The organism is Paenibacillus sp. FSL M7-0420 (genome assembly GCF_038002345.1).
Classification (GTDB): Bacteria; Bacillota; Bacilli; order Paenibacillales; family Paenibacillaceae; genus Paenibacillus_AQ.
The window spans coordinates 6,836,122-6,860,594 of sequence record NZ_JBBOCJ010000001.1; the positions used below are offsets into that span (position 1 = coordinate 6,836,122).

The window sequence follows — 24,473 nt, forward strand, 5'->3', positions numbered from 1 at the left end:
GACGTCTCTCTCCCTTCGGTAAGCACACTCTTCCTTCAAGCAACAGAAAGTACCATTCACCCTATTCTAGCAAATTTTAGCACTTGATTCCTGTGATTTATCGCAGCGTGATTTCTGCATAGACCCGAAAACAGCAAAAAGAGCAGCCCTTAGGCTACTCTTGATGAACTTGCTATGCTACTGAGGAAGCGGTGCTATTGCGCCAACAGATTATAGATAACCTGGGCCGCCTGTGCTCTCGTGGACAGCTCCTGCGGGTATAATCTTCCATTATCCCCCTTGATCACTCCGTGTTCCGCAAGAGCCTGCAGGGCTTCTTGTGCGTATCCGGCAATCTGAGTTGTATCGCTGTAAGCGGATATTGCTGACCCTGCGGACTTCCCGGGAAGCTCGCCCAGCGTATTCAGTGCGCGGTACAGCAAGGTGAACAGCTCCTGCCGTGTAATCTGCCGATCCGGCTTGAACTGGTTATCCCCGGAGCCGGAGGCAATCCCCAGCTTCTTGGCAGCCGCCAGATAAGAGGTGTAATAAGTAGCCCCCGCATCGGTAAAGTTGGCGGCTCCTTCATTCTCTGGCGCTATTCCATAAGCCTTGAGCAGCAGAACAATGAATTGGCCTCTGGTTACAGCGGCATTCGGACTGTAATTGTTGTCATCCGTGCCGGAGGTTATTCCTCTGGCTGCCAGGAAGCTCACTGCGTTGTTATACCAGGCACTCTCCGGCACATCGGTAAAGCTCACTTTGTTATACCCGACAATGTACTGGGAGAAATGCGGGGTAACGAAATTCACACTGGCCGCCGCCTGGCTATACCCGCCGCGAATCGTTTCCAGGCTGCCGGATTCTGTAATATGATAGATGACCAGGGAATCGGCGTCTTCGGCTGCCGTCAGGGTGTAGGGCACACTAATACTGGCTTTACCACCGCCGAACGCCTTAATCTCACTGTCACCTGCGGTCAGTGACAGATCATAGACCGGCCGGTTGCCGAGTACCGCCTGTCCTTCTTCGTTCAGCGATACCTTAGCAATCCGGATATGAATATTCCCAGGGTCTGCCGCTCCGCTGATGCTGGCTACGTACCGGGCATCAAGGGTGATGGTTCCCACATTCAGATAGTTCACTTTAATCTCTGCCTTCGTCCCTGAGGCCAAAGCATTGAACGCACTTCTTGGCAAAATCAGCTCTGCGGTCTGCGTATCTGTCTTAGTCTCCACCTTAATCTCCAGGATAGCTTTTTTACCGGCAGCTTCAGCCTTGATGAGGCTCTCCACCAGTCGGGAGAGCGTATCCGCTGTAAGGGACGCCGTAGTTACTCCGGTAGTGTCATCGGTAGTGGCCGAAGCCGTGGCCGATACTGTCACCGTTGCCCCTGCTGTTGTCGTAACAGGCTCGCTGCTGACTGGCGTAGCCGGTGTTGATCCCGGTGCTGATCCTGGCGGTGTACCGCCGGTGGATGCCGGTGGATTGCCGCCGGAAGCCGGTACATATTCAGGCACAGTGACGCTGGCAGCCGCACCCGCCTTGTAGCCTTCTTTGGCTGAATATCGGACGTCATACGTACCCGGAACCAGACCGGTGATCTCCGGGCCTGTTGCATACACGTAGCTCGTAGCCGTAGACAGCTTATATTCCTGCGCTGCCGTGGTACCGGTAATCCGGCCGTCCTTATTCGCTGCAGATGTTGGAGCAATCCCGGCCAGTCCCGTTGGGGCTGCCTGCTCAGCCGTATAAGCCGGCACGGTTACATCCGCAGCGCGCCCCGCCTTATAGCCTTCTTTGGCTGCAAATCTTACATTGTATACACCCGGCACGAGTCCGGTAATCTCACCATCCGTCGCATAGACATAATCTGTGACTGTGGAGAGCTTGAACTCTAGTAGCGTGGTGGTGCCTGTGATCCGTCCATCCTTATTCTCGGGAGTGGTCGGTGCAATGCCTGCCAGTCCGGTCGGCGCCGCCTGCTCCCCGTAGGCAGGAACCTCAACCTCGGTTGCCGGGCTGGCGCTATAGCCTTCTCTGGCAGGATATCTCACCAGATAGATCCCCGGGGTCAGTCCAGTGATCAACGAACCTTCTACTTTGAGGTATTCAGCGCCTTCAGCCAGCTTATATTCCTGTCCGGCCACCGTCCCTGTAATTTGCCCGTCAATATTCTCCTCTGTAGTAGGAGCTACCCCCGTCAATCCGGAAGGTGCCGCCTGGGACTCAATATATTCCGGCACCACTACCTTCACTGGAGCTCCTGCCGGGTAAGAGATGGCTACTGCACCGCCAGTGGACGTAATCGGCCCCTGATACCCCGGCTTGGAGGCGTAGCGGACAGTGTAGGTTCCCGGAGCGAGTCCGGTAATTGCCTCGCCTGTTACAGGGGTGTATGCAGTTTCCCCCTCCCTTGTGTACTCCAATGCTCTGTTTGCTGTGCCTGCAATCTGCCCGTCAGTACCTCCGGCCGCAGCCGGGGCTATTCCTGTCAATCCGCCCGGCACGCTCTCCAGTCTCGAATACAGAGCCGACAACGCCGCAACGGTATTGGAATATCGGACGCCGGCCGGATACACGCCAGGATATCTGGTATCCACATAACCCGGCTGAATGTTCGTCCAGGAGTACATCAGCTCCACATGTCCCAGGATCGGAGCGCTATTCCCGGCTTCATCCTTATTATTCTTGCTGTAAGTGAACAGATACGGAACCTGAAGCCGGTCGCCGTTGATCTTGACGCCGCTCGCATCGATATAGCTGATGACGGAAGGCTTCGCCGCCGTATTGTTCTCTGTCTTGATGTTGGTCAGATAGGTGTTAACCAGATCGACATACAGGTTCGCATAGGGATGTCCTGTTAGCCGGATCTGAAGCTCTTCATTGCCGTGCGGATTGGCCGGATAGGTACCGCCGCTGTTATTATCCGGTTCGGCGACAGTCACCCCGGCATCCAGCTTGGTGTCAAAGAAATATATTTTGTCCACCTGATATTTTCTGGCATATTCGTTAATGTATTTGATGACCGCTTGCGTATTCGGGCACCAGGACCCGCCGAACAGAACCGCATAATTCCCGTCACTGGCCAAAATCTGCTTGAGCTGATGGTAGGTAACATGCTCATAGACAAGACTGCCGTCCCCTTCCGTGAAGATTGCCGGCTTCCCCGGATTCTCCCCCAGATAGTTCTTATTGAAGGCCGCCTTGATATAAGCTGACTCATCAATCGTGTTAAAGGAAGGCACCGAACGGAATACAGGCTCCAGCAGGGCTTTGTAATCCGCAACCTTAACAGGGTCCAGCTTTCCGCCAGTCTGGAAATCACTCCAGGACCTGCTCTCGTTCAGATAAGATACGATAGGGGCACTGTTGCCCTGGCTGTCTCTATGATCCTTGTTGTATACGAACAGAAAAGGCGCTTCAAGCTTGTTCGCAGTAATTACGGCTCCCGCTTTGTTTACGTAGCTGACATTATGCTCGGGAATGCTTTTGTCGTACAAGGCAAGATTCTTCAAGTACTTATTGACCAGATCCACGTATTTATATGCATACTTATTATTGCTGTCAGCAATATCCAGGCTATCTCCATCCAGCTTCGTATCAAAATTATAAATGGTGGATATACCGTACGCCTTGGCAGCCTCATTAATAAACCCTATCTCTGCCTGAGTATTCTCACTCCACGCTCCACCCACCAGCACAGCGTAATTCCCTTCGCTCTCAAACAGATGGACGATGTCCTCATACGTCGCTGTCTTGAACACATGTTTCTCGTCCTTCAAATTGCTGTAGACATTGTTGAAATAATTATAATGGCTTACACTGCCCCCGGCAGCAGCCTGAACGAAGGCTTCCGTTTCCGGCACGGCCTGGTCTGCTGTTGCCTGGCGAACCGGGAGAACAAATAGAGGGGCTGCCAGCAGCAGCGGAACTATCTTTTTGAGCTTAATCAGTTTTGTCATTATGTGCACCTCGACTCGGATTGGGGTATGGTCTGTAACGGCCAGCGGACTTCAGAAGCAGGCTTGCCCGTCATGGGCAAACCTCTTCTGTGGCTGCCGGAGCCGGAGCAGCCTCCGCCGCAGGGGCAGCTTCTGCCGGTGCAGGCGCAGGAGCGCTTACCGGTTGCTGCGGTGCAGCATTAGCTGTGTTAGCCGAAGAAGCAGGGGCTGCAGTAGCTTTGGCTTTGACCACCTCGGTTGTGGAGAAGGTAACCGCCTTGGCTGGAGCCTGTGTCGCAGCAGGGGCCTGTGTTACAGCAGGCGCTGCGGCAACCACCGGCTGTTGCGTGGCGGTAACAGCAGCCGGAGCGGCCGTAGGAACCGCTGCAACGGCTGCTTTAGGAGCAGGGGTGCTGATTACAGGAGCTGCTGTTGGAACGGCAGCTTGCGGTTTGGCGCCGGCAGCTTGAACGGCAGAGGCGGGGGTAGCCTTCGGCTGGGCCGCCGTCTTGTTCAATGCCGCGGCATCCTTCGGCTCTGCTGAAGCTGCGGCGGCTGGAGCTGCCACGGCAGGGGCTGCGCTGGCCTTAGTCTGCACGGCAGCAACCACAGCCGGTACTGCTGATGCCTCAGGCTGGACTGCTGCGGTCTGGGCCGCTTCAGCCGTAGGCGCTTCGGTCTGCACCGCTACAGCGGAAGAGCTCTCAGCAGGCTGGGCCGTCTGCACGGGTGCTACCGGTGGCTGGCTTGCCGCTGCGGCAGCGGCGGCCTTCTCCTGAACCGGCTCAGCCTCCGCTGTTTTTTTCGTAGCGGATACGGCGGCAAAGGTCAATGCCGAGAAGACCACCGCTGCGGCAATAACGGATACCGTAAGCTTTTTCATAGATGAACCATTCCTTTCACTTCGCCCTAGGCTGATAGTTGGTATAGATGATTTCAGGGCTGCGGAACGCAAAAAGAGATTCAACAGCACGCATGGTTATGCGCTTCTGTTGAATCTCTGGCGGTCCAGTCGATCCCTAAATGGCTTGCAGATAAGTTCCATATTATTCATCCTGCCATCCTTTGTCAATCACCAATTTATTTATCACATCTGTTTTATCGGATTTAAAGATAATTGACATATTCATACATTGACATTCATAAAATTACCATATACATTTAAACCCATAATTCCGACCAAAAAACTATTATTAGGAGGCTTTATAGCAGCATGAATAATATCGACAACAATCTGTTAACCGCCATTGAGACGAATTGGCATGGCTTTGTGGTCTCTATTATCGTATTCGGTATCCTTTATTTCCTGGCCCGCAAGAGAATCGGCTTCGGCACCCGTGTTCTGGCAGGGCTGGGCATCGGACTGATTGCGGGAATATTTTTTCAATATTTCACGTTGGAGACCAAGGCCATCAGCACCTTCGGCAGCATCTATGTCAGTCTGATCCGTATGCTTGTTGTGCCGCTGGTGTTCATTCTGGTATTGAACAGCATCTCTTCCTTAACTAACCTTGAATACCTGCGCAAAATCGGAATTAAAACCTTCGCCTGGTTCCTAGGCACCACCGGTGTTGCCTCCATCATCGGTCTGTCTGTAGCTCTGCTGTTCAACCCGGGCAAAGGCATCCAGCAGACCGTTCCCGAGGACTTCACCGCCCGTGAAATTCCCACCTTCTCACAGGTGATCCTCGACCTTGTCCCTTCCAACCCCGTGAATGAAGCGGCTACCGGCAAGGTGGTGCCTCTGCTGATTTTTGCCATCTTCCTGGCAGTGGCCATTATTAAGGTCGGCTCCAAGAAGCCGGAGGCTGTGAAGCCTGTCCGCGATCTTATTGAATCCTTGACGACAGTGTTGCACCAAGTTGTAAAATTCGTCATCCGTCTGACGCCTTACGGCGTATTCGCATTGATTGCCGGAATCACGGCACGCTACGGCTGGGATACCCTCCAGGAGCTGGGCAGTGTCATCCTAACCTCTTACGCCGCACTGATTCTGCACTTTATCCTGATCTTCGGCGGGCTGGTGCTGTTTGTTGCCAAGGTGAACCCTATCCGCTTCTTCCGCAAAATCTATCCGATGCTGACCGTTGCCTTCACCACCAGAAGCAGCTACGCCACCCTGCCGGTGAATCTTGAGGTGATCACGAAACGTCTGCATGTCTCACCGCGCATTGCCAGCTTCGTGGCTCCGCTGGGCGCGTCCGTCAACTTCAATGGCTGCGGCGGCGTATGGCCGGCCATTGTGGCTGTATTCACCGCGCAAGTCTACGGAATTCAGCTTACCGGAACCGACTATATTACGCTGGTGCTGGTCAGCATCATCTCCTCCATCGGGGTAGCAGGCGTGCCAGGACCGGCTGTTATCTCCACCACTGTGGTATTAACCGCACTCGGCTTGCCGCTTGAGGGTATAGCCATCGTTGCAGGGGTGGAAGCCCTTATCGATATGGGCCGAACCGCAGTTAATGCTACCGGGACTACCGTAACAGCCCTGCTGGTGGCTAACTCAGAGGGCGAATTCGACCGCGAAGCCTTCAACCGTGGTGACAAAGACGAGGACGAAGTTCTCCTGAACGCAATCTAAGCAAGCCCCCTTTCCTCTTCGTAAAAGCCATAAAGACGCCAAAAAGCAGCGATTCCTCCGTAACTGGAAGAATCGCTGCTTTTTGGCGTTATTAACAGATGGAACAAATGATTACCCTAAGCAGATACGCTCACGCCTCCGGGCTGACTCCAGGCAGCTCTCGATCAGCCTCATATTCAGCACCGGGTCCTCCGACGAAATCCATGGCTTGCCGCTGAAGACCGCTGTAGCGAAATGGTCGGCCTGCTGGACGTAAGGGTTGGCTCCGACGGCCTCGACACGCCGGGGCTCGCCGCCGCCGTATACGAAGAACTCCGCATCATCGAATCTCGCATTGAACGGCATCGGAATCTCGATCCGCCCCTGCGTACCGAGCACCTCCAGGAGCTGGCGGTTGTACGCCCACATCCCGCAATCGAAGATCAGGCTCTTCCCGCCGGGGAACTCCACTAGCCCGGAAGCTACCATATCTACATTGTCATGCTCCGGCGAGAACAGCGCGTGCACCGTTACCGCCTCCGGCTCTGTGCCGAACAGCAGCCGCGCCGCGGTGAGCGGATAGCAGCCGACATCATAGAGCGATCCGCCTCCCCAGGCAGCATTGAAGCGGATGTTGGAGGTATCCGTAGCATCGTTGTAGGTGAACGTGCCGCGGATGGTACGCACCGCGCCGATCTCGCCGCTGGCGATAATCACCTGCAGCTCATTGATGCGCGGATGATGCCGGTACATGTAAGCCTCCGCCAGGTGAACGCCCGCCTTCCGGCAAGCCTCTACCATCTCGGCCGCTTCACGGCTGTTCAGCGCAATCGGCTTCTCGCATAGGATATGCTTACCCGCTTCCGCCGCGCGGATCACCCATTCACAGTGGAGATGATTGGGAAGCGGAATATAGACGGCATCCACCTCCGGGTCAGCAAGCAGCTCCTCATAGCTGCCGTAAGCCTGCTCAATGCCGAATTCGGCGGCTACGCTGCTGCTCTTCGTGAGCCCGCGGCTGGCCACCGCCCGGATCACTCCGGTCTCTGATTCCTGGATAGCCGGCATGACCGAGCCTGTAGCGATCTGCGCGCAGCCCATAATTCCCCAGCGAAGCTTCTCTGCCATCGTTATCACCTTCCTTATCTTAGTGTAACCCATATAACAGCTATACCCAGCACAAGGATTCTTGCCGCACTCATAAGCACGAAATTCTTCACCGCCAGGATGAAGGTCGTGCCTTTATGCTGCTCCTGATAGAAGCGTGCAATATTACGGCGCAGCGGAATCAGGGTCAGCAGGAGCAGCAGGACCAGGACCGGATGGACCCCGAGCAGCACCAGCACAATCAGATCGGCAAAAGACACATAATAGAGCAGCCTCCACAGCAGCAGCGCATTCTCCCGTCCGATATACACCGGCAGTGTGTATCTGCGGTTCTCGATATCATCCTCGATATCGCAGATATTGTTCGCCAGCATAATTCCGGCAATGCCCAGAATCGCCGGGACGGAGAACCAGAACAGATACAGCACCTCAAGGAAATTGATATGCAGGCTGATCCATTCCCCCTTCAGCAGGAGAGTGACCACCGCCTGATCCGAATGGATATAGGCCGAGATGAAAATAATGACGAACCCCATGAACAGCCCGGAGAACAGCTCGCCGAGCGGCATCCGCGAGATGGGGATCGGTCCGAAGGAGTACAGGATGCCGATCAGGAAGGAGAGTCCCCCGAGCAGGAATACCAGCAGTCCGGTCTGGAACACCAGGGCAATGCCCCCGCCTGCCGCCAGCACAAGGAGAATGACGATCAGCGCCACCACCGTAGACTCCTTCAGCTTGAAGCGGACAATCGGATTATGGGTCTCATACCCGTAGCCATGGGTTTTGGCGGCCTTTTTGAAATCATAATAGTTGTTGATCGCTGTTGTCGCCATATCAAAGCTTAAGAGGGACACCAGCATCAGCACGAAGCGCAGGATATAGAAATCCTCGAACCGGTACAGAGCATACAGCGTCCCCAGCAGCAGCGGGAGCATACTGGCCACCTTCGTCGGCAGCTCGACAAACTTGAAGAAAGTTCTTATATTCACAGCCATTCATCCTTATCAGTCATATGAGCACGTTACTGTGCGGTGGTTGTAATGGTAACCGGCGACCACTCAGCGATAACCGTCTGTCCGTGCGCCGACACGCTGCCTTCCGGGGTCAGGTCCTTCTCCGTCATAATGCCCAGAGCGATGGTGAAGCTGTTGAATTTCACGGGCACATTCCGCTCGCGCCGCACCTCATTCCCATTCACATAGAAGACAGCCTCATTGTTGCCCCGGTGGTAGGTGATGGTGTACGTGTTGAATTCGCGCGGCTTGAAGTCCGTATCCTCCTTGAAAATACAGAAGTATTTGGTCCCTCCCGTCTCGGGTACAGTTACCCCGGGGAACGGAAGGATGCCGTACACACTGGCATATTTGTCGTTGCCGGCGAAGAAATCAAGCGCAGCGCCTGTGGTGAAGTCCAGCAGATTCAGCGACACATAGCCGTCATACAGATCCCCTGGTGCAGTGCCCTGTGTGCGGGCGCGGATCTGGAGCTCGAAGCGGATTTCGCCTTCCTCCGGAATCTCTACCGGCTGGGCCGAATAGTACATATGCTTGGCATTATCCAGAATCTGCACCTGATCATGACGGCGGCTCAGCTGAGCCCGCACGTACAGATACTCATTACGCACAATTACCACCGCCTCCGGCTCACGATACGCCCAGAACGAGCCGTCCGGCAGCTTAAAGCCGCCCGTCTGCCAGACCTTCCCTTCCTCCAGTATGTTATGGAAATCCCCGATCACCGTTTGCTTGCCCTGTGTTGCAGGCATACCTTCGTTCGCTGGCAGATGCTTGTCCATGAATTCTCCCGCTTTCTGTAGTGTAGTAGTCAATGATATATATTTTAAAATAGCCCCTGGATCAGCAGGGCTGCTGTCATGACCGCCCCGCAGCGTACCGAGGCGCGCTGTGAGGCACCCATAAGCGGCAGATAGGCTTCAGAGGGATTCTCCGGCTGGAGGCTGCGGTAGATCCGTATCGGGGCAATGGCTGTCAGCAGAGCGAGCAGCGCGTATACCGGCAAGATATGAAGCAGCACACATACAATCAGTGAAGCATAGGAGATGTAGAGCAGTACCTGCGAGAAGATCAGCGCCCTGCGTTCACCCCATACCACGACCAGTGTGCGTTTGCCGGCCTGCTGGTCGGCTCTCCAGTGCAGAAAGTGATGATTGAACAGCAGCAGGGTTGTGAGCAGGCCGCTCGGCAACGATAACAGCACCGGCTTCAGGCTGAACCCCCCGGTCTGAACGAAATAAGCGCCGAGAACCGGCATGAGTCCAAAGGCCAGGAAGATCGCAAGCTCACTGTAGCCCTTGCCCCGGTATCCGAACCGCAGCGGCGGAGCCACATAGAAATAAGCGATCAGTGCACCGCCGGCTACAAACCACAGAATCTCCCAGCCGCTGTACAGGCTGAGCAGCAGGCCACACCCGGCCGCAACGGCCAGCAGCCCCCAGGTCAGCAGGGCAAACAGCGACTCGCGCATGACGCCCCCGGACAGCAGCCCGGAGTTCGTAGAGATGGCTCCAGGTGTATGCTGCGCCTCTGTATCCGTGCCGTTGCGGAAATCCCACAGGTCATTCACCATATTGGAGAATAAATGGGCCGCAGCCGCTCCGATGAACGTTATTACAAATAAAAACGGATGGAACACTCCCTGCCATACATAGGCCCCGGCTGTTCCCAGGACAACCGGTATGAGCATAACGGGGATCACTCCAAACCGTGAGGCTTTCTTAAAAAGGGTCCACTTCTCCATCATGCCAAGAAAAATCTCCTTTTATTATTATTTGATAATTATTATCATTAAATTATTATACATCAAAATTCGACACTTCGGGCAGATTTACGCTGCAAAATATTCCCTAATCGTGGTACACTATAATCGATGGTACTTATTTCCTATTAAATCTTAAATAATGAAGGGGATCAGATGAAACTCCGCAAAAAAATAATCATCTTCATTAGTTTTGTCGCTATCCTCGGCATTGGTGCCACCTATCTGATGCTTCATGTGATTCTGCTGAACCGCTTCGAGAAGCTGGACGAGGCAGAGCTGAAGCGCAACCTGAGCAAGGCTACCGCAGCTTATCATCAAGAGCTGGAGAGCCTGAGAACGGGACTCCTTGATGTTGCCGTCCGGGATGAAACCTACCGCTTCATAGAGAATGCAGCGGCTACCGGCTCGGCGGACTCCGGCAGTACCGCTGCCGCCTTCATCCGCAGCAGCCTTGAACCGGCTGCTTATCCAATGAATCATTTCGATATGATTGCCCTGCTTGATCTGGACGGACAACCGCTGTACGGCGGCTCCTACGACCTTCCGGCAGGAATAGTCACCCCGCTAACTGAGGAGCAACTGACGTTAATCAAGCTGATCCGAAGCCGTCTGCCTGTGCCGGGATCTCCCGGCAAGAGCCGGAGCGGCTTCGTTAATCTGGATAAAGGGACTATGCTAATTACAATTACGCCTATTCTTAACAGCAGCAAGAACAAGCCGGTCATCGGAACAGCCATTGCCGGACGGATGCTGCACCAGGATGGAATCGCACAGATCTGGGAGGATACCCTGTCCACGATGGAGATGTCGCGTCTCACCACCCCGCTGCTTGCGGACAGCGGAGGGGAACGCGTCTGGACCAGCCCCGCCCGGGGCGGGCAGATGTCCATCCACACCATACTGGACGACCTGTTCGAAGATCCCGGGATGGTCCTCACCCTGAAGGAGCCGCGCCAGTTCTACAACAGCGGGCTCAAGTCGCTCTCCACCTTCCGTATGTTCTATTTCATCTCCATTCTGCTAATGCTGGGTGCCAGCCTCCTCTTCGTGAACCGGTTCATTCTGAGAAGGATGTCCACTCTGGTACGCAACATCCGAAGGATCGGCAGCAGCAAGGATCTCTCCATCCGGATTCCCAGCTCAGGCCAGGATGAATTCAGTGAAGTGGAGGTCGAATTCAACCGGATGATTGATTCGCTGGAGCAGACCCAGGATGAGCTGCGGCGGCAATCGATGCTGGACCCGCTGACCCGTCTGCCCAACCGCTCGCTGTTTTTTGACAAATTGAATGAAGCAATTGCCGCCGTCAAGGGAAGTGACCGGCAGATCGTGCTGGTCTTCATTGATCTGGATCATTTCAAGACGGTGAACGATACCCTCGGCCATGACTTCGGAGATGCCATCCTGAAGGAGACCGCCTTCCGCATCACGCAGGTTGTCGGCAAGCATGATGTGGTCTCCCGGCTCGGCGGGGATGAATTCACCATTCTGCTCTATGATGTGCCTGATGAAGGCAGCATTGCCCGGCAGCTCTCCCGGATTCAGGAAGCCCTCTCCATGCCTCACCGGATCAAGGGGCATCTTCTATATAATACCGCCAGCATCGGCATCAGTATTTATCCGCAGAATGGGGAAGACGCCGATTATCTGGTCAAGCAGGCAGACCTGGCCATGTTCCATGTTAAGGAGACCGGCCGCAATAACATTTTCCAGTATTCAGAGGATCTTGAAGCAGGCATCCGGCGCAAAAAGGTACTGGCCCAGCAGCTCCTCTCCGCTGCCGCCGGGAACGAGTTCGAGCTGCACTACCAGCCGATTCTCAGCACGGGACAGCTGCAGGTATCCAAGGTGGAGGCTCTGCTGCGCTGGACCAGCCCTGCTTACGGCAATATCTCACCGGCCGAATTCATTCCGCTGGCGGAGAGCAGCGGCTCCATTGTCGGCATCGGCAGCTGGGTGCTGCGCCAGGTGTGCTCGGATATGCGCGATTTCCGCAGACGGGGTCTTGAGCTCACCGCCGCAGTGAATATCTCCGCGCTGCAGCTCATGCAGCCGGGCCTGCTGGAGCTGCTCTTAGAGCTGCTCGATGAATATGAGCTGCCCGCCTCCAGCCTGGAGCTGGAGATCACGGAGAGCGTGCTCGTCTCCGGGGACGGCATCTTCCTGTCGCTGCAGCAGCTTCGGGCCCACGGGTTCCGGATCTCGCTGGATGATTTCGGCACCGGCTTCTCCTCCCTCAGCTATCTGCGCCGCTTCCCGGTGGATGTGATCAAGATTGACCGCTCCTTCATCTCCGAGATGTCACGGGAGGCCCAAGGGGATGTGCTCGTCAAGGCGATTATCGAGCTGAGCCATAATCTGGGGCTGCGCGTAGTCTCGGAAGGCATTGAGCAAAGAGAGCAATTCGATATGCTGCGGGAGCTGGGCAGCGACGAGCTTCAGGGCTACTATATCAGCAGGCCGCTTCAGGCCCAGGCGCTGTATTCTTTTCTGGAGCAGGGTAATTATTACACCGGCCGATAAGAGACTTCTTTTATAGGCAAGCTACTGGCGATATGATATGATAGGCAGGCTGATAACAGCACCCGGCTCAGGGTGCTGTTATCCTATGCGAACACTTATGAAAATTGGAGGCTTTCATTGTTATGTCAGCGCAACCGCACACCGCACAGTCCGTCAAAATCGTTACCGCCGACCCCAGCGCCATCGGCTTATTCGGACTAGCCATCGTTACCCTGGTCGCTTCTTCACAAAAGCTCGAAATTACAACAGGTCTCAGCTATGCTATTCCATGGGCCATCTTCCTCGGAGCCTTCGCCCAGCTATTCGCATCCATCCAGGATGCCAAGCACAACAATACCTTCGGCATGACTGCCTTCGGCGCCTATGCGTTCTTCTGGTTCGGCATGGGGGCAAGCTGGCTGATCAAGCTCGGTGTATTCGGTGCAGTGCTGGCGGAGGGCGTTGATCCCAAGCAGCTGGGATTTGTTTTTGCAGGATATCTTGTGTTCACCCTCTTCATGACGCTCGGCGCCGTTGAGGCAAACCGTGTACTGCTGATTATCTTCATCCTGATCGACTTCCTGTTCCTCGGACTCTCGATGGATGCTTTCGGCGTCGCTGCGGAATTCTTCCACAAGCTGGCTGCCGTATCGGAAATGGCTATCGGTATCGTATCGCTCTACGGCTGCGGCGCATCTGTGCTCAACGCCCACTTCGGACGTACCTTCCTGCCGATTGGTGCCCCGCTGGGCATCTTCAAAAAATAGCACCGGCCTTCCAGCCGGGCAGGGCCATGCCCTCCTCTCCAAAGACTCGGATAAATGCTTACTGCCCTTTTATGCAGATGGTGTTTATCCGTTTTTGGATTCAGGCGGGTTTTGTTAGGAATTCCCTTGCGCAAACACGATAATAATGACATGCTATAGAGACCCAAACGACATTTATCGACATCTCCCTGCGGTCTAGGAACCGCTTATTATACACTTTGACATCTGCGGCTTTTATTTTTCCGGTATCGGGGGCAATCCATGGCTTTCCTTAGTAAAAAGCCTTTAAGCATCATTATCGGCTTCATCATCGTCCTGCAGCTCTGCCTGTTCTATTACTATTCCGTATCCCTGGCCCGGGAATATAGAGCCGAGAAGGCGGATCTGGCCTCACAGGCGGTCATGCTGGCCTCGAACATCGAAGAGCGGGTGGCCATTGTGAAAGGGGTCAGCTCCTTTATCCAAACCGTCGGCTTCGATGCCGATCCTGCACTAATCCAGAGCTACCTGGTCACCGCACACGCCAAAAACACCAGCAACGTCACGAATATCATGATCGCTCCGGATGGTCTGATCCGCTACCTCTACCCGCTTGAAGGCAATTCGTCACTGCTAGGCAGAAGCCTGCTGCTGGATTCCTCCCTGGCCTCTCCCGGCATGATCCAAGAAACGATCCGTTCCCGCAGCATTACAATAGACGGTCCTCGTACACTTGCCCAGGGCGGCTATGGCATGGTGATCCGGCAGGCCATCTATAAGGACAACTCTCTGGAGGGCATCGTCTCCGTCACCGTGAAGATTGATAATATCATTAACCAGCTTGTGTATAAGGACAGTAATATCTATGTCACTGCCAAGGATCATACCTTCCTGTTCGGCAATGAAGCCCATACGAAGGACCCGCAGCTCACCGTTCCCGTGAATACCTACAATCAGCACTGGCTGATGGGGATCTCTCTGCCCTCCCACAAGAAATGGCAGGTGCTGCTCAGCGTGCTGTGGATCGATATTGCTTTTCTGCTGGTGATTGCCTTCATTCTATATATTTTCTGGTATCAGAGCCGCTTCAACCGCGAGCTGGAACGGGTGGTCAGCATCCGGACCCGGGACCTGCGTATTTCCAAGCGTCTCTATGAAAAGCTTGCGCACTACGACAGTCTGACGGAGATCCCCAACCGGCGGTTCTTCATGGACGAATTCGAGCGTCTGCTGCAGAGCTCGGAGCCCACACAGACCTATACCTTATTCTTTTTCGACCTGAACCGGTTCAAGGAGATTAATGATACGCTCGGCCACTCTACGGGGGATCAGGTGATCAAGACCCTGGCCGGACGGCTCAAATCCGGGAGCCTGCCCTTCAAGCTGTTCGCCCGTACCGGCGGAGATGAATTCGTGATGATCTTCGCGGGTCTGCCGCACACGGATATTCCTGTGATCGCCGGGCGGATCAGCATGCTGATCGCAGAGACTCTCCTGATCTCGGGAGCACATCTGAGCCTGTCCACCAGCATTGGCATCTCCCTGTACCCCGAGCATTCGCAGAATACGGATGATCTGCTGAAATTCGCCGATATGTCGATGTATCAGGCCAAGTCGCAGGAGGACACCAATTACTTCATCTTCGACTGGGAGCTGCGCGAGAAGCTGGAGCAGAAGACGATGATCGCCAAATATCTGCATTCCGCCCTGGAACGGGAAGAATTCGTGCTGTATTATCAACCCCAGATCAACGCCATCACAGGCGAAATGATCGGCATAGAGGCGCTGATCCGCTGGAATCACCCCGAGAAGGGGCTGATTGGACCAGGGACGTTCATCACTGCCGTCGAAGAAGCCGGGCTGATGATCCAGCTCACCGACTGGGTGCTGCGTGAGGTGTGCCGCCAGCTCTGCGAGTGGCGCGGCCTGGGGATGCCGCTGCTGCGGACCTCAATTAATATCTCCAACAGCTGGTTCTACAACCGGAACCTGATCGAGAATCTGTTCGCCGTGCTTGACGAGTACGGGCTGGATACCGGTGTGCTGGAATTCGAGATTACCGAGAGCACCGCACTGCTGGAGGAGCATTATCCGCTGCTGCAGCAGATGCGCGATCACGGGATCATCGTCTCCATCGATGATTTCGGCACGAAATATTCTTCGCTGAATTACCTGAAGCATTTTCCCGTGAACAAAATCAAGATTGACCGCACCTTCATCACCGGCATCGGCGTCAGCTCCATAGATGAGACCATCATCAAATCCATCGTCTTCGTCGCCTCCCAGCTTGGCTATGACCTGATTGCCGAAGGGGTCGAGACGCAGGAGCAGCTGGCCTTCCTGGTGCAGCATAATTGCCCGCATATTCAGGGATTCCTGTTCTTCCCTCCGCTGCCTGCCGATGAGATCCGCAAGCTGGTCTCCTGAAGCTGTCAGGATGCTTTGCACGCGGGTAGGGGGATCGTTATAATTAGCTTCATCTGATGTTAACCCGAAAGGATTCTGAGACCATGAATAGATTGACTACCGGCGAAATGGCCGGAACCGCCCTGTTTGCGCTGATCCTCGCCCTCCTGGCGTACCGGATTATCCGCGGCATGCCGAAGATGGCCGGAGACATTACCGCCTTCCGCAAACGGACCCTCGTCTGGACCCAGGTCGCCCTGGTGCTTACCGTCCTGCAGCTCAACTTCAAGGCCGGAGACTGGCGCTTCGGTATTATCCTCGGCCTGATCGTCCTGTTCACCGGCAGCATCTGGCTGTCCGCCCGCCGCTATGACAATGCCCGCCAGGCTGAGGCTGAGCAGGGAGAGGAGCAGTGAGGGAAACGGTGCGTTTGCTGCGTGGAGCGGGGATAGCTGACTGGAGACAGCCTGGAGTAACCCGTCCACCATTCGCCCTAGCCCTCTCTATCCGCATCCAGTAGATGCTGTTTTTCGCATACATTCGGGCCATACGCCTGTATGTGAGCACAATGTACCTTTCAGGCTCCCGTCAGGGGGCCTTTTTTCGTGTCTTCCGGCTGCGCTACAGGCATACTTTTCCTCTCCCTAACCATACTAATGACATTCTATGGATACCGATGGAGGGCTGATGAATGGGCAAAAAACTGAATCTGCTAATGTTCAGCGGGGAGTATGACAAGGCGATGGCCGGGCTGATTCTGGCGAATGCGGCCAGGGATATTGAGGTGGAGGTTACGATGTTCTTCTCGTTCTGGGGGCTGTTCCTCGTCCGGGACCCGGAGACTATGACGCTAGAGGATAAGAGTATCTATGAGAAGCTGATGGATGTCATTACTCCCAAGGGACCGGAGCAGCTGCCGCTCTCGCGGATGAACTTCAGCGGGCTCGGCAAGCTGATGCTGGAGGAGATGATGGAGGATCAAGGAGCACCGAAGCTTATACATTTCCTGAAGGGCGCGCGCAAAAAGAACATCAAGTTCTACGCCTGCAAGCTCTCGGTGGAGATCATGGGCTTCAAGCCGGAGGAGCTGCTGCCCGAGGTGGAGATTATCGATGCCGCCGCGTATCTGAAGGATGCGCTGGAGAGCGATATCCAGCTCTTCATCTGATGGCTATGGGCTTTAACCTAATTACACCACCGGGCATATACTGAGGCAGACGAAGACGGATTGGTTACCCCCGGCGGGCACGCAGAGGCTGCGACTCACACGATACTTGCCTTGCGCAGCACCAGCGACTGCCGGAATCCGTCTCATTGATAGAGCATTCATTGCCTGGAGGGATTGTCCGTGCTGAGTATCCACCGCGCCGCTGCGGCAGACGCGCCGTCTTCACTGCAAGAGCATTTCGCGGCATTCCGTGAGCACACTGTCGGCAGCCGCCATCTGATCTCCACCCCCTACGGACGGCAGCCGCTGCTGTATGCCGATTGGACGGCCAGCGGCCGGCTGTATGAGCCGATCGAGCGCAAAATACAGGAGACCTTCGGCCCCTATGTCAGTAACCCGCATACCGACTCCAACACCACCGGCCTGACCATGACCCTGGCTTACCATGAAGCGCGTAGCATCATCCGGCAGCATGTGAATGCTGCCCCCGCAGATGCCCTGCTCTTCTGCGGCAACGGCACCACCGGTGCGGTGAACAAGCTGCTGCGGATCATGGGCCTGAAGCTGCCGGAATGGCTGAAGCAGGAAACCCTCTGCGCACCGGAGGAGCGCCCGGTTATCTTCGTCAGCCATATGGAGCATCATTCCAATCTGCTGCCCTGGCAGGAGAGCTTCGGCGAGGTGGTTACCGTCTCCTCCGGGCCGGGCGGCGAGGTGGATCTGCTGCGGCTCGGGGAGCTGCTGACGATCTACCGGCACCGCCGCTTCAAGATCGGTTCCTTCACCGCCTGCTCCAATGTCACCGGCATAGAGACCCCGTATCATCAGCTTGCTGCGCTCATGCACCGGCATGGCGGGGTATGCTTCGTGGATTTCGCAGCCAGCGCCCCTTATCAGGAGATCAATATGCATCCGGCAGCCCCGCAGGAGAAGCTGGACGCCATCTTCTTCTCTCCGCATAAATTCCTCGGAGGCCCGGGAACCGGCGGCGTGCTGCTGTTCGACACCGCGCTCAGCACCGGCCGGCTGCCGGATGAGCCCGGCGGCGGCACCGTAGTATGGGTGAACCGCTGGGGCGGACGCCGCTACATTGATGATGTTGAGGTACGCGAGGACGGAGGCACCCCCGGCTTCCTGCAGGCGATCCGCACCGCCCTCTGCGTGAAGCTGAAGGAGCAGATGAACGGAACCGGACAATATATGATCGTCCGTGAACAGGAGCTCTGCCGGAAGCTGCTCTCGGGTCTGGCGCAGATTCCCGGCTGCTCTGTGCTGGAGGGCGTACACCGTAAGCGGCATGGCATTGTCTCCTTCACGCTGAAGGAGATTCATTACAATCTCGCGGTACGGCTGCTGAATGACCGCTTCGGCATTCAGGCGCGCGGCGGCTGCTCCTGCGCCGGTCCGTACGGCCATCAGCTGCTCGGGCTGAACCCGGCGCAATCCCAGGCATTCATCCAGGCGATTCACGCCGGGGACCAGTCGCTGAAGCCGGGCTGGGTCCGCCTGTCCCTGCACCCGATCATGACGGACCGGGAGGTAGAGCATATGATCTTCGCCGTACAGTCTATCGTCAGCAGTATCGGGGAATGGAGTAAGGATTACCGCTACAATGCTGTCACCAATAGCTGGCTTCATACCGGGGAGAGAGGCGTTACAGAGGACGAGGAGATTCGTGAATTATTTGTGCTGTAGCGGCGCTTGGCCGCGCAGCTCCCGCTCCCGCGCCAGCCGGGCGAACCTGGCTTCAATCGCTTTAACCCCCCACAGGGAAGCTCCGATAAACAGCAGCACATAGATGATTTCCGCCGGATGACGGATGAACCGCTGCACATCATTGCCGATGTAGGATACCGCAAATACCATAATGGCTTTGCCGGCACACAGTGCAATCAGATAGGAACGCAGCCGCATTCCGGCCAGACCCGCTGCCATATTAATCACCACGAACGGACCCACCGGGAACAGGCTAAGCAGGAACACATAGCTGAACCCGCTCTGGCGGACCCAGGTCATCGCTTTGGCTACCTTGGGCCGCTTGGCCCATTTGGTGAGATAGGGATGGCCGGCAATTTTGCGGATAATCAGGAAGGTGACCGTGCAGCCTGCGACCAGACCGATCCAGGAATACAGGAACCCCAGCCATAACCCGTACACCGCCCCGTTAAGCCCTACAATCGCTATAGTCGGCAGCGGAGGCACGAACGATTTCATGAAGGTAAGCCCCACACCCGGGAGCGGCCCGAACGAGCGGTATTGCTCCAGCAGCTGTAACAGGCGCTCCTCGGTCAGCCATGACATAATATCTATATAGAACATTTCTTCAGCGCTCCTCAAGTACTCTAGTGAGTTTCAATTATACAATACTTTCTGCTTCTCTGATGCCAAGCGGAAGCGGCTTTACTGTCTATTTTATGGACGATACCGTATCAGCGGGAAATAGAAGGATATGTAATCAACAGGCTGGACAAGCGCAAGCTGCCGGAGATATGATGAAATTATGAGAACATTTGATTATAGTCTGCTGGCCAAAAGAGTGCTCGCCCTGCTATGCATCGGCCTGCTCACCGCAGTGGCGCTGGTTCCCCTGCTTGGCTCCTCGTCTGCCTGCTACAGCCCACGGTCAGGATGGGCCGATTTGTCCTCCTGCACTTTCGATAATACTGCCGTCTACCCGCTTGGAGGGGAATGGGAATTCTATTGGCAGGAGCTGCTGGAACCGCAGCATTCCTTATCCCGGACCGCAGAGGCACCGGCCTATATGTCCGTGCCCGGCGCTTGGGGCCGGGGATCAGAGGCTACCAGCTCCTCCCGCTACGGATATGCGACCTACCGACTGCTGGTTCAGCTGCCGCCAGGGGTCCCCGCCTTCGCCCTCAAGGTTAGCAATATCCGCAATGCCAGCGAGGTATATGTAAATGGCGAGCGGCTGGGCGGAAGCGGGACACCAGGGGAATCCCGGGAGACCACCAAGCCGCGCAATCATCCGTATTCCCTGATTTTTCAGAGCAAGTCTAACCTGGCGGAGATTCTGATACATACATCCAATTTCACATATTCAAACGGAGGCATTGCGGAGCCTATCCGGATCGGTACTCCTGCTGCTATAGCTGCCATCGACCAGCGGAACCGGACCTATGATATATTGCTGGTAGCGGGCTTTTCTTTTATCGGCCTGTACTTATTCGGTCAGGGCTTCCAGCGCAAAGAGGACAAGTCTTCATTCCAGCTGGCCGTCTACTGTTTCATGATTGCCCTCTATATGCTGACGCACAGCGAGAAGCTGCTCTTCGAGTACCTCCCATCCCTGTCGTATGAAGGATTCAGCAAGCTGCAGGCGGTGTCAGGTGTAGTCGGGTTCTATTGCGTGTCCAGCTATACCTATTCCCTGTTTCCTGCTCTGTATTCCCGGCTCTTCAAGCGGATCTGCTTCGTGTATGCCTTGAGCTTCTGCACCATTGTACTGTTCACCACGCTGCCTGTATATTCGCGGATTACAGGGGTGCTGCTGACCTTCAGCTTCATCTCTGTCTGCTATACCTTCTACGTCATGGTCAAGGCCGCCTGGCGGAGAGAGACCGGTTCTAACTATCTGCTGATCGGTGTGATTGCTGCAGTCATGTTCACCTTATCCTTAGTGAGCAATCTGTTCTTCGGGACTGAACTCTATGCCGTTCCGCCGGTATCCGGTCCGATCTTCATTCTTGCCGAGGGGCTGTTCCTGTCTGCGCGCCATGCCCATGCATATCAGACCATTAAGCAGCTATCCCAGCTGCTTGAGCGCAAGGACAGGGATAAGGACGAGTTCCTGCTGAAGACCTCCGCCGAGCTGCGTACGCCGCTGAATGCCATCATTAACGTGGCGTTATCCATGCATGAGGGAGCGGGAGGACCGCTAAGCCCGTCTCAGCGGGAGGATATGCGGCTGATTCTCGGTACCGGCAGAAGGCTGGCCTTCATGGTCAGAGACATTCTCGACTATGAACAGATCAAGCGCCAGCGCATCACCCTGCAATGGGGGACTGTCGATATCCAGGGGGTAGCGGCCATTGTCATCGAGGTCTTCCAGTTCCTGAACAAGAAGGGCAGCATCCGCATCAAAAATCATATTCCGCCGGGCCAATTCCTGGTCCAGGCAGATGAGCAGCGGCTGATGCAGATTCTCTATACCCTGCTGGATAATGCGCTGAAATTCACGGACCGCGGCAGCGTGATGATTGAGGCCGCCTGGCAGGAGGAGTTCCTCTCCGTTGCCGTCACCGATACCGGAAAGGGCATTCCCGAGGATCAGCTGGAGTACCTCTTCCGCGACTATGAGCAGCTCAGCGAGGCCGATTCATTGGAGACTGGAGGTCTCGGACTAAGTCTTGCAATCAGCCGCAAGCTGGTAGAACTGCATGGCGGGAGCATCTCCGTCTCTTCCCGGGTTGGCCGGGGCAGTACATTCACTTTCACGCTTCCGGGCAACGAGGCGGAAGCCGCCGCTGCTGCCCAAGCCGGAGAACAGGCGCTCTTAAGACAAGCGTATACCCAGCCGGAAATGCTGGATGACCTCTGGAAATACCGGTCGGCTGATCCGCCGCAATCCAGCGGGCAAGCTGCTCCCTATGCGCCGCGTATCCTGATCGTAGATGACGATTATGCCAACCTGAAGGCACTGACTAACCTGCTGTCGCTGGAGAATTACAGCATCGCAAGCCGCAGCAGCGGCAAGGAAGCGCTGGCACTGCTGGCCGGTGACCGGAATTTCGATCTCTGCATTATTGATGTCATGATGCCGGAGATGTCCGGGCTGGAGTTGTGCAGGATCATCCGCCAGACCTACACCCCGCTGGACCTGCCGATCCTGATGGCTACGGCCGGGCAGCAGCTTCACTTCAACGAGGCGGCCTTCCGGGCCGGAGCCAATGATTTCATCCATAAGCCTTATATCTGGAGTGATCTTAAGGGACGGGTCAACACGCTGGTTCAGCTAAGGCGGTCTGTCTCCGAGCGGCTCAGCTCAGAGATCGCCATGCTGCGTGCGCAGATCAAACCGCATTTTCTCTACAACGCGATTAATACAATCATCTGGATGAGTACGCGTGACACCGAGAAGACACAGCAGCTGTTATACGATCTGAGCCATTTCCTGCGCGGCAGCTTCGACTTCAGCAACCAGGAGACCGCCATTCCGTTCGAGAAGGAGCTGGAGCTGATCGAAGCCTATCTGTCGCTGGAGCAGGCCCGGTTCGGGAAGCGGCTGAAGGCCGAATATCATATTGAGGTTAGTGAATTCCCGCTGCCGCCGCTGATTGTGCAGCCCATTGTAGAGAATGCTGTTCGTCACGGACTGATGGAGAAAATTGACGGAGGAACAGTGATCATCTCCACCCGGCAGGAGGGCGGTGATATCCTGATCACCGTCTCGGACAACGGGAAGGGAATGAGCGATGAACAGCTATCCTCGTGGATGAAGGACGACTACCGATCTTCGCATGGCGAAGGCACCGGAATCGGCCTGCGGAACATTAACCGCCGGCTGCTCACACAGTTCGGGCGTCCGCTGATTCTTACCCGGGGAGCCAGCGGAGGTATAGATGTACTGATAACAATCCCATGGAAGGAGGAGGTCTCCTGAGTATGAGCATCTCTGTAATGGTAATTGATGACGAATGGCCGGCACTGGATCAGATGAAGCGGCTGCTGCTCCAGTGTGAAGGAGTATCCTCTGTCCTGACATACGATAACCCGCGCGAAGCCCTCGCTGCTGCTTCCGAACTGAAGCCGGATGTTCTATTCCTGGACATCCAGATGCCGGAGCTGTCCGGCCTCACTTTTGCCGAGAAGCTGTTGCCAGTATCTCCGGACACAGACATCGTATTCGTAACCGCCTACCGGAATTATGCTGTCGAAGCCTTCGACTTGTCTGCGATGGATTATCTGCTGAAGCCCGTTGATCCTTCGCGGCTGCTGAAGACCTGGAACAAGCTGCTCAGCAAGCGTCAAGCGCCGGCGGCTGCCGGGGCTGCCGGAGCAACTGGAGCAGCCGGCAGGACAACTGCGTTCCGGCTCCTGGGGGATTATGAGCTAACCAGCCCTCAGGGCTTAGTGAAGTGGAGAACACATAAGGCCCAGGAATTATTTGCGTATCTGTGGATTCACAGGCAGGGCAGTGTCAGCGTCATTCTGAATGATGTGTTTCCACAGTGGAATTACGAGAAGGGCAAGCAATATCTGCACACTACGGTCTACCAGATCCGCACCACCTTGAAGAAAGCCGCGCTGGAGGACAAGATTGAGCTGACCTTCGGCAGGGAGAATTACAGGCTGGAATCAAGGGGAATCGAGGGCGACATTGAGAAATTTCAGGAAGCTGCCACCCTTGCGCTGCAAAGCAGCCAGCTGGAGGGTATGCAGCAGGCCGCCGCCCTGTACACCGGTGACCTGCTTCAGTCGCTGGACAGCCTCTGGGTATATTCCGCCCGTGACAAATACCGCCGGCTGTACCTCAAGCTGCTGGAGCAGCTTACCCAGGGATTGGTGCAGGCTGCACGGCCACACGAGGCCGAAGATTACGCCGTGCGCCTGACGGAGCTGGAGCCGCTGGAGGAGAGCTACGCCCTGCGGCTGATTGCGATCTATTACGAAACCGCCAAACCCCTGCGCGCCCAGCGTAAATTCACCCAGTTCAGTGAATCCTACATCGCAGAGACCGGCGACGCCTTGCCGGACTGGTTCGTGGACGAATACCGGCGGCTGGGGAGATAGCGTCGAAATTCTATCGTTACTCCATAATATCCTTTGAGAGACCGAGAAATATTTCTTATCGTATGCTTTGGAAACTATATAAATTGAACTAATGTTTTTATGTTTTGGAATTAGCTGTGACTCCAGAGAAGTTTTGGACTTCCGGCCGCTGTTGTCTACAGATTTCATGATTTTATACCGTTTTTAACGGTTGAAATCCGTAGACAAAGGCGGTCGCTACCGCTCCTCCAGTTCCAAAATTCCCCTCCGACACTTTTCCTTTAACTTAAATTTTCAGTTCATCTATATAACAGTAAAAGGACGACAATCATTCGAACTTAGCGAATGATTGTCGTCCTTTCAGAATACTTTTATACACTTGTATTATTTAAATGATAATTGGTATTCGATAGATGTATGGCCTTTGAAATCCTCTTCAAATAACTTATAGTCAATCCCATAATATTATTTTTCACAAAATTTAAAAGGAATCCTTGAATCGCCCAAATTTCAGTTTCATACCCTTGATGGTCGTATTAGCTTTTCATAGT

General features: G+C 55.2%; 16 protein-coding genes. 9 read left to right on the plus strand and 7 right to left on the minus strand.

The genetic code is table 11. From position 1 onward, the window contains the following. Positions 1-194 precede the first annotated feature (194 nt). Positions 195-3,944, minus strand: coding sequence for an S-layer homology domain-containing protein (locus MKX51_RS29345; RefSeq protein WP_340994804.1), 3,750 nt, complete (start codon positions 3,942-3,944; stop codon positions 195-197). A gap of 70 nt (positions 3,945-4,014) precedes the next feature. Further along, a complete protein-coding gene (locus tag MKX51_RS29350) occupies positions 4,015-4,806 on the minus strand; it encodes a hypothetical protein (protein ID WP_340994805.1) in 792 nt (263 codons plus the stop codon). A gap of 330 nt (positions 4,807-5,136) precedes the next feature. Here MKX51_RS29350 and MKX51_RS29355 point away from each other — a divergent pair, with 330 nt between their 5' ends. Beyond that, positions 5,137-6,507 (plus strand): dicarboxylate/amino acid:cation symporter, encoded by a 1,371-nt coding sequence (locus MKX51_RS29355; protein WP_340946423.1) that lies wholly within the window; start codon positions 5,137-5,139, stop codon positions 6,505-6,507. 111 nt (positions 6,508-6,618) lie between these two features. Here the strand turns inward: MKX51_RS29355 and MKX51_RS29360 are convergent, their stop codons facing one another. Genes MKX51_RS29360 through MKX51_RS29375 form a run of 4 tightly spaced genes read right to left on the minus strand, consistent with a single transcriptional unit; the run spans position 6,619 to position 10,353 of the window. After that, positions 6,619-7,614 (minus strand): Gfo/Idh/MocA family protein, encoded by a 996-nt coding sequence (locus MKX51_RS29360; RefSeq protein ID WP_340946421.1) that lies wholly within the window; start codon positions 7,612-7,614, stop codon positions 6,619-6,621. Positions 7,615-7,628: 14 nt separating this feature from the next. After that, positions 7,629-8,582: a 1,4-dihydroxy-2-naphthoate polyprenyltransferase gene (locus MKX51_RS29365; RefSeq protein WP_340751150.1), complete on the minus strand. Its 954-nt coding sequence runs from the start codon at positions 8,580-8,582 to the stop codon at positions 7,629-7,631. A gap of 32 nt (positions 8,583-8,614) precedes the next feature. Further along, positions 8,615-9,388, minus strand: coding sequence for a DUF6081 family protein (locus MKX51_RS29370; protein WP_340994806.1), 774 nt, complete (start codon positions 9,386-9,388; stop codon positions 8,615-8,617). A 44-nt stretch (positions 9,389-9,432) separates the two neighbouring features. Then, positions 9,433-10,353, minus strand: coding sequence for a prenyltransferase (locus MKX51_RS29375; RefSeq protein WP_340994807.1), 921 nt, complete (start codon positions 10,351-10,353; stop codon positions 9,433-9,435). A 171-nt stretch (positions 10,354-10,524) separates the two neighbouring features. On the opposite strand from MKX51_RS29375, the gene MKX51_RS29380 reads away from it, so the two are divergent. The 6 genes from MKX51_RS29380 to MKX51_RS29405 all read left to right on the plus strand — a co-directional run bounded on the left by MKX51_RS29380 (position 10,525) and on the right by MKX51_RS29405 (position 18,888). Then, positions 10,525-12,894 carry a bifunctional diguanylate cyclase/phosphodiesterase gene (locus MKX51_RS29380; protein WP_340994808.1) on the plus strand — a complete coding sequence of 790 codons (2,370 nt, stop codon included), beginning with the start codon at positions 10,525-10,527 and terminating at the stop codon, positions 12,892-12,894. Between the two features lie 122 nt (positions 12,895-13,016). Then, on the plus strand, positions 13,017-13,640 hold the full coding sequence (locus tag MKX51_RS29385) for an acetate uptake transporter (protein WP_340994810.1): 624 nt from the start codon (positions 13,017-13,019) through the stop codon (positions 13,638-13,640). A 261-nt stretch (positions 13,641-13,901) separates the two neighbouring features. Further along, on the plus strand, positions 13,902-16,046 hold the full coding sequence (locus tag MKX51_RS29390) for a bifunctional diguanylate cyclase/phosphodiesterase (RefSeq protein WP_340994811.1): 2,145 nt from the start codon (positions 13,902-13,904) through the stop codon (positions 16,044-16,046). Positions 16,047-16,129: 83 nt separating this feature from the next. Beyond that, positions 16,130-16,441: a hypothetical protein gene (locus MKX51_RS29395; protein WP_340994812.1), complete on the plus strand. Its 312-nt coding sequence runs from the start codon at positions 16,130-16,132 to the stop codon at positions 16,439-16,441. A gap of 275 nt (positions 16,442-16,716) precedes the next feature. Beyond that, entirely contained in the window at positions 16,717-17,193 is a 477-nt protein-coding gene (locus tag MKX51_RS29400; protein ID WP_076080972.1) for a DsrE/DsrF/DrsH-like family protein, read from the plus strand. Between the two features lie 180 nt (positions 17,194-17,373). Then, on the plus strand, positions 17,374-18,888 hold the full coding sequence (locus MKX51_RS29405; RefSeq protein WP_340994813.1) for an aminotransferase class V-fold PLP-dependent enzyme: 1,515 nt from the start codon (positions 17,374-17,376) through the stop codon (positions 18,886-18,888). Here MKX51_RS29405 and MKX51_RS29410 read toward each other — a convergent pair. Continuing rightward, positions 18,874-19,512, minus strand: a complete 639-nt coding sequence (locus MKX51_RS29410; protein ID WP_036728222.1) for a TVP38/TMEM64 family protein — start codon at positions 19,510-19,512, stop codon at positions 18,874-18,876. The genes MKX51_RS29405 and MKX51_RS29410 overlap by 15 nt on opposite strands. A 181-nt stretch (positions 19,513-19,693) precedes the next feature. Here MKX51_RS29410 and MKX51_RS29415 point away from each other — a divergent pair, with 181 nt between their 5' ends. Then, entirely contained in the window at positions 19,694-22,813 is a 3,120-nt protein-coding gene (locus tag MKX51_RS29415) for an ATP-binding protein (protein WP_340994814.1), read from the plus strand. 2 nt (positions 22,814-22,815) lie between these two features. After that, on the plus strand, positions 22,816-23,943 hold the full coding sequence (locus MKX51_RS29420; protein WP_340994815.1) for a response regulator: 1,128 nt from the start codon (positions 22,816-22,818) through the stop codon (positions 23,941-23,943). Positions 23,944-24,473 lie beyond the last annotated feature (530 nt).

Coding starts and splice junctions, on each gene's coding strand:
- MKX51_RS29410 (WP_036728222.1), bottom strand. CDS start 19,512: ATGTTCTATATAGATATTATGTCATGGCTGACCGAGGAGCGCCTGTTA.
- MKX51_RS29420 (WP_340994815.1), top strand. CDS start 22,816: ATGAGCATCTCTGTAATGGTAATTGATGACGAATGGCCGGCACTGGAT.
- MKX51_RS29370 (WP_340994806.1), bottom strand. CDS start 9,388: ATGGACAAGCATCTGCCAGCGAACGAAGGTATGCCTGCAACACAGGGC.
- MKX51_RS29400 (WP_076080972.1), top strand. CDS start 16,717: ATGGGCAAAAAACTGAATCTGCTAATGTTCAGCGGGGAGTATGACAAG.
- MKX51_RS29380 (WP_340994808.1), top strand. CDS start 10,525: ATGAAACTCCGCAAAAAAATAATCATCTTCATTAGTTTTGTCGCTATC.
- MKX51_RS29375 (WP_340994807.1), bottom strand. CDS start 10,353: ATGATGGAGAAGTGGACCCTTTTTAAGAAAGCCTCACGGTTTGGAGTG.
- MKX51_RS29355 (WP_340946423.1), top strand. CDS start 5,137: ATGAATAATATCGACAACAATCTGTTAACCGCCATTGAGACGAATTGG.
- MKX51_RS29385 (WP_340994810.1), top strand. CDS start 13,017: ATGTCAGCGCAACCGCACACCGCACAGTCCGTCAAAATCGTTACCGCC.
- MKX51_RS29350 (WP_340994805.1), bottom strand. CDS start 4,806: ATGAAAAAGCTTACGGTATCCGTTATTGCCGCAGCGGTGGTCTTCTCG.
- MKX51_RS29345 (WP_340994804.1), bottom strand. CDS start 3,944: ATGACAAAACTGATTAAGCTCAAAAAGATAGTTCCGCTGCTGCTGGCA.
- MKX51_RS29390 (WP_340994811.1), top strand. CDS start 13,902: ATGGCTTTCCTTAGTAAAAAGCCTTTAAGCATCATTATCGGCTTCATC.
- MKX51_RS29415 (WP_340994814.1), top strand. CDS start 19,694: ATGAGAACATTTGATTATAGTCTGCTGGCCAAAAGAGTGCTCGCCCTG.
- MKX51_RS29395 (WP_340994812.1), top strand. CDS start 16,130: ATGAATAGATTGACTACCGGCGAAATGGCCGGAACCGCCCTGTTTGCG.
- MKX51_RS29360 (WP_340946421.1), bottom strand. CDS start 7,614: ATGGCAGAGAAGCTTCGCTGGGGAATTATGGGCTGCGCGCAGATCGCT.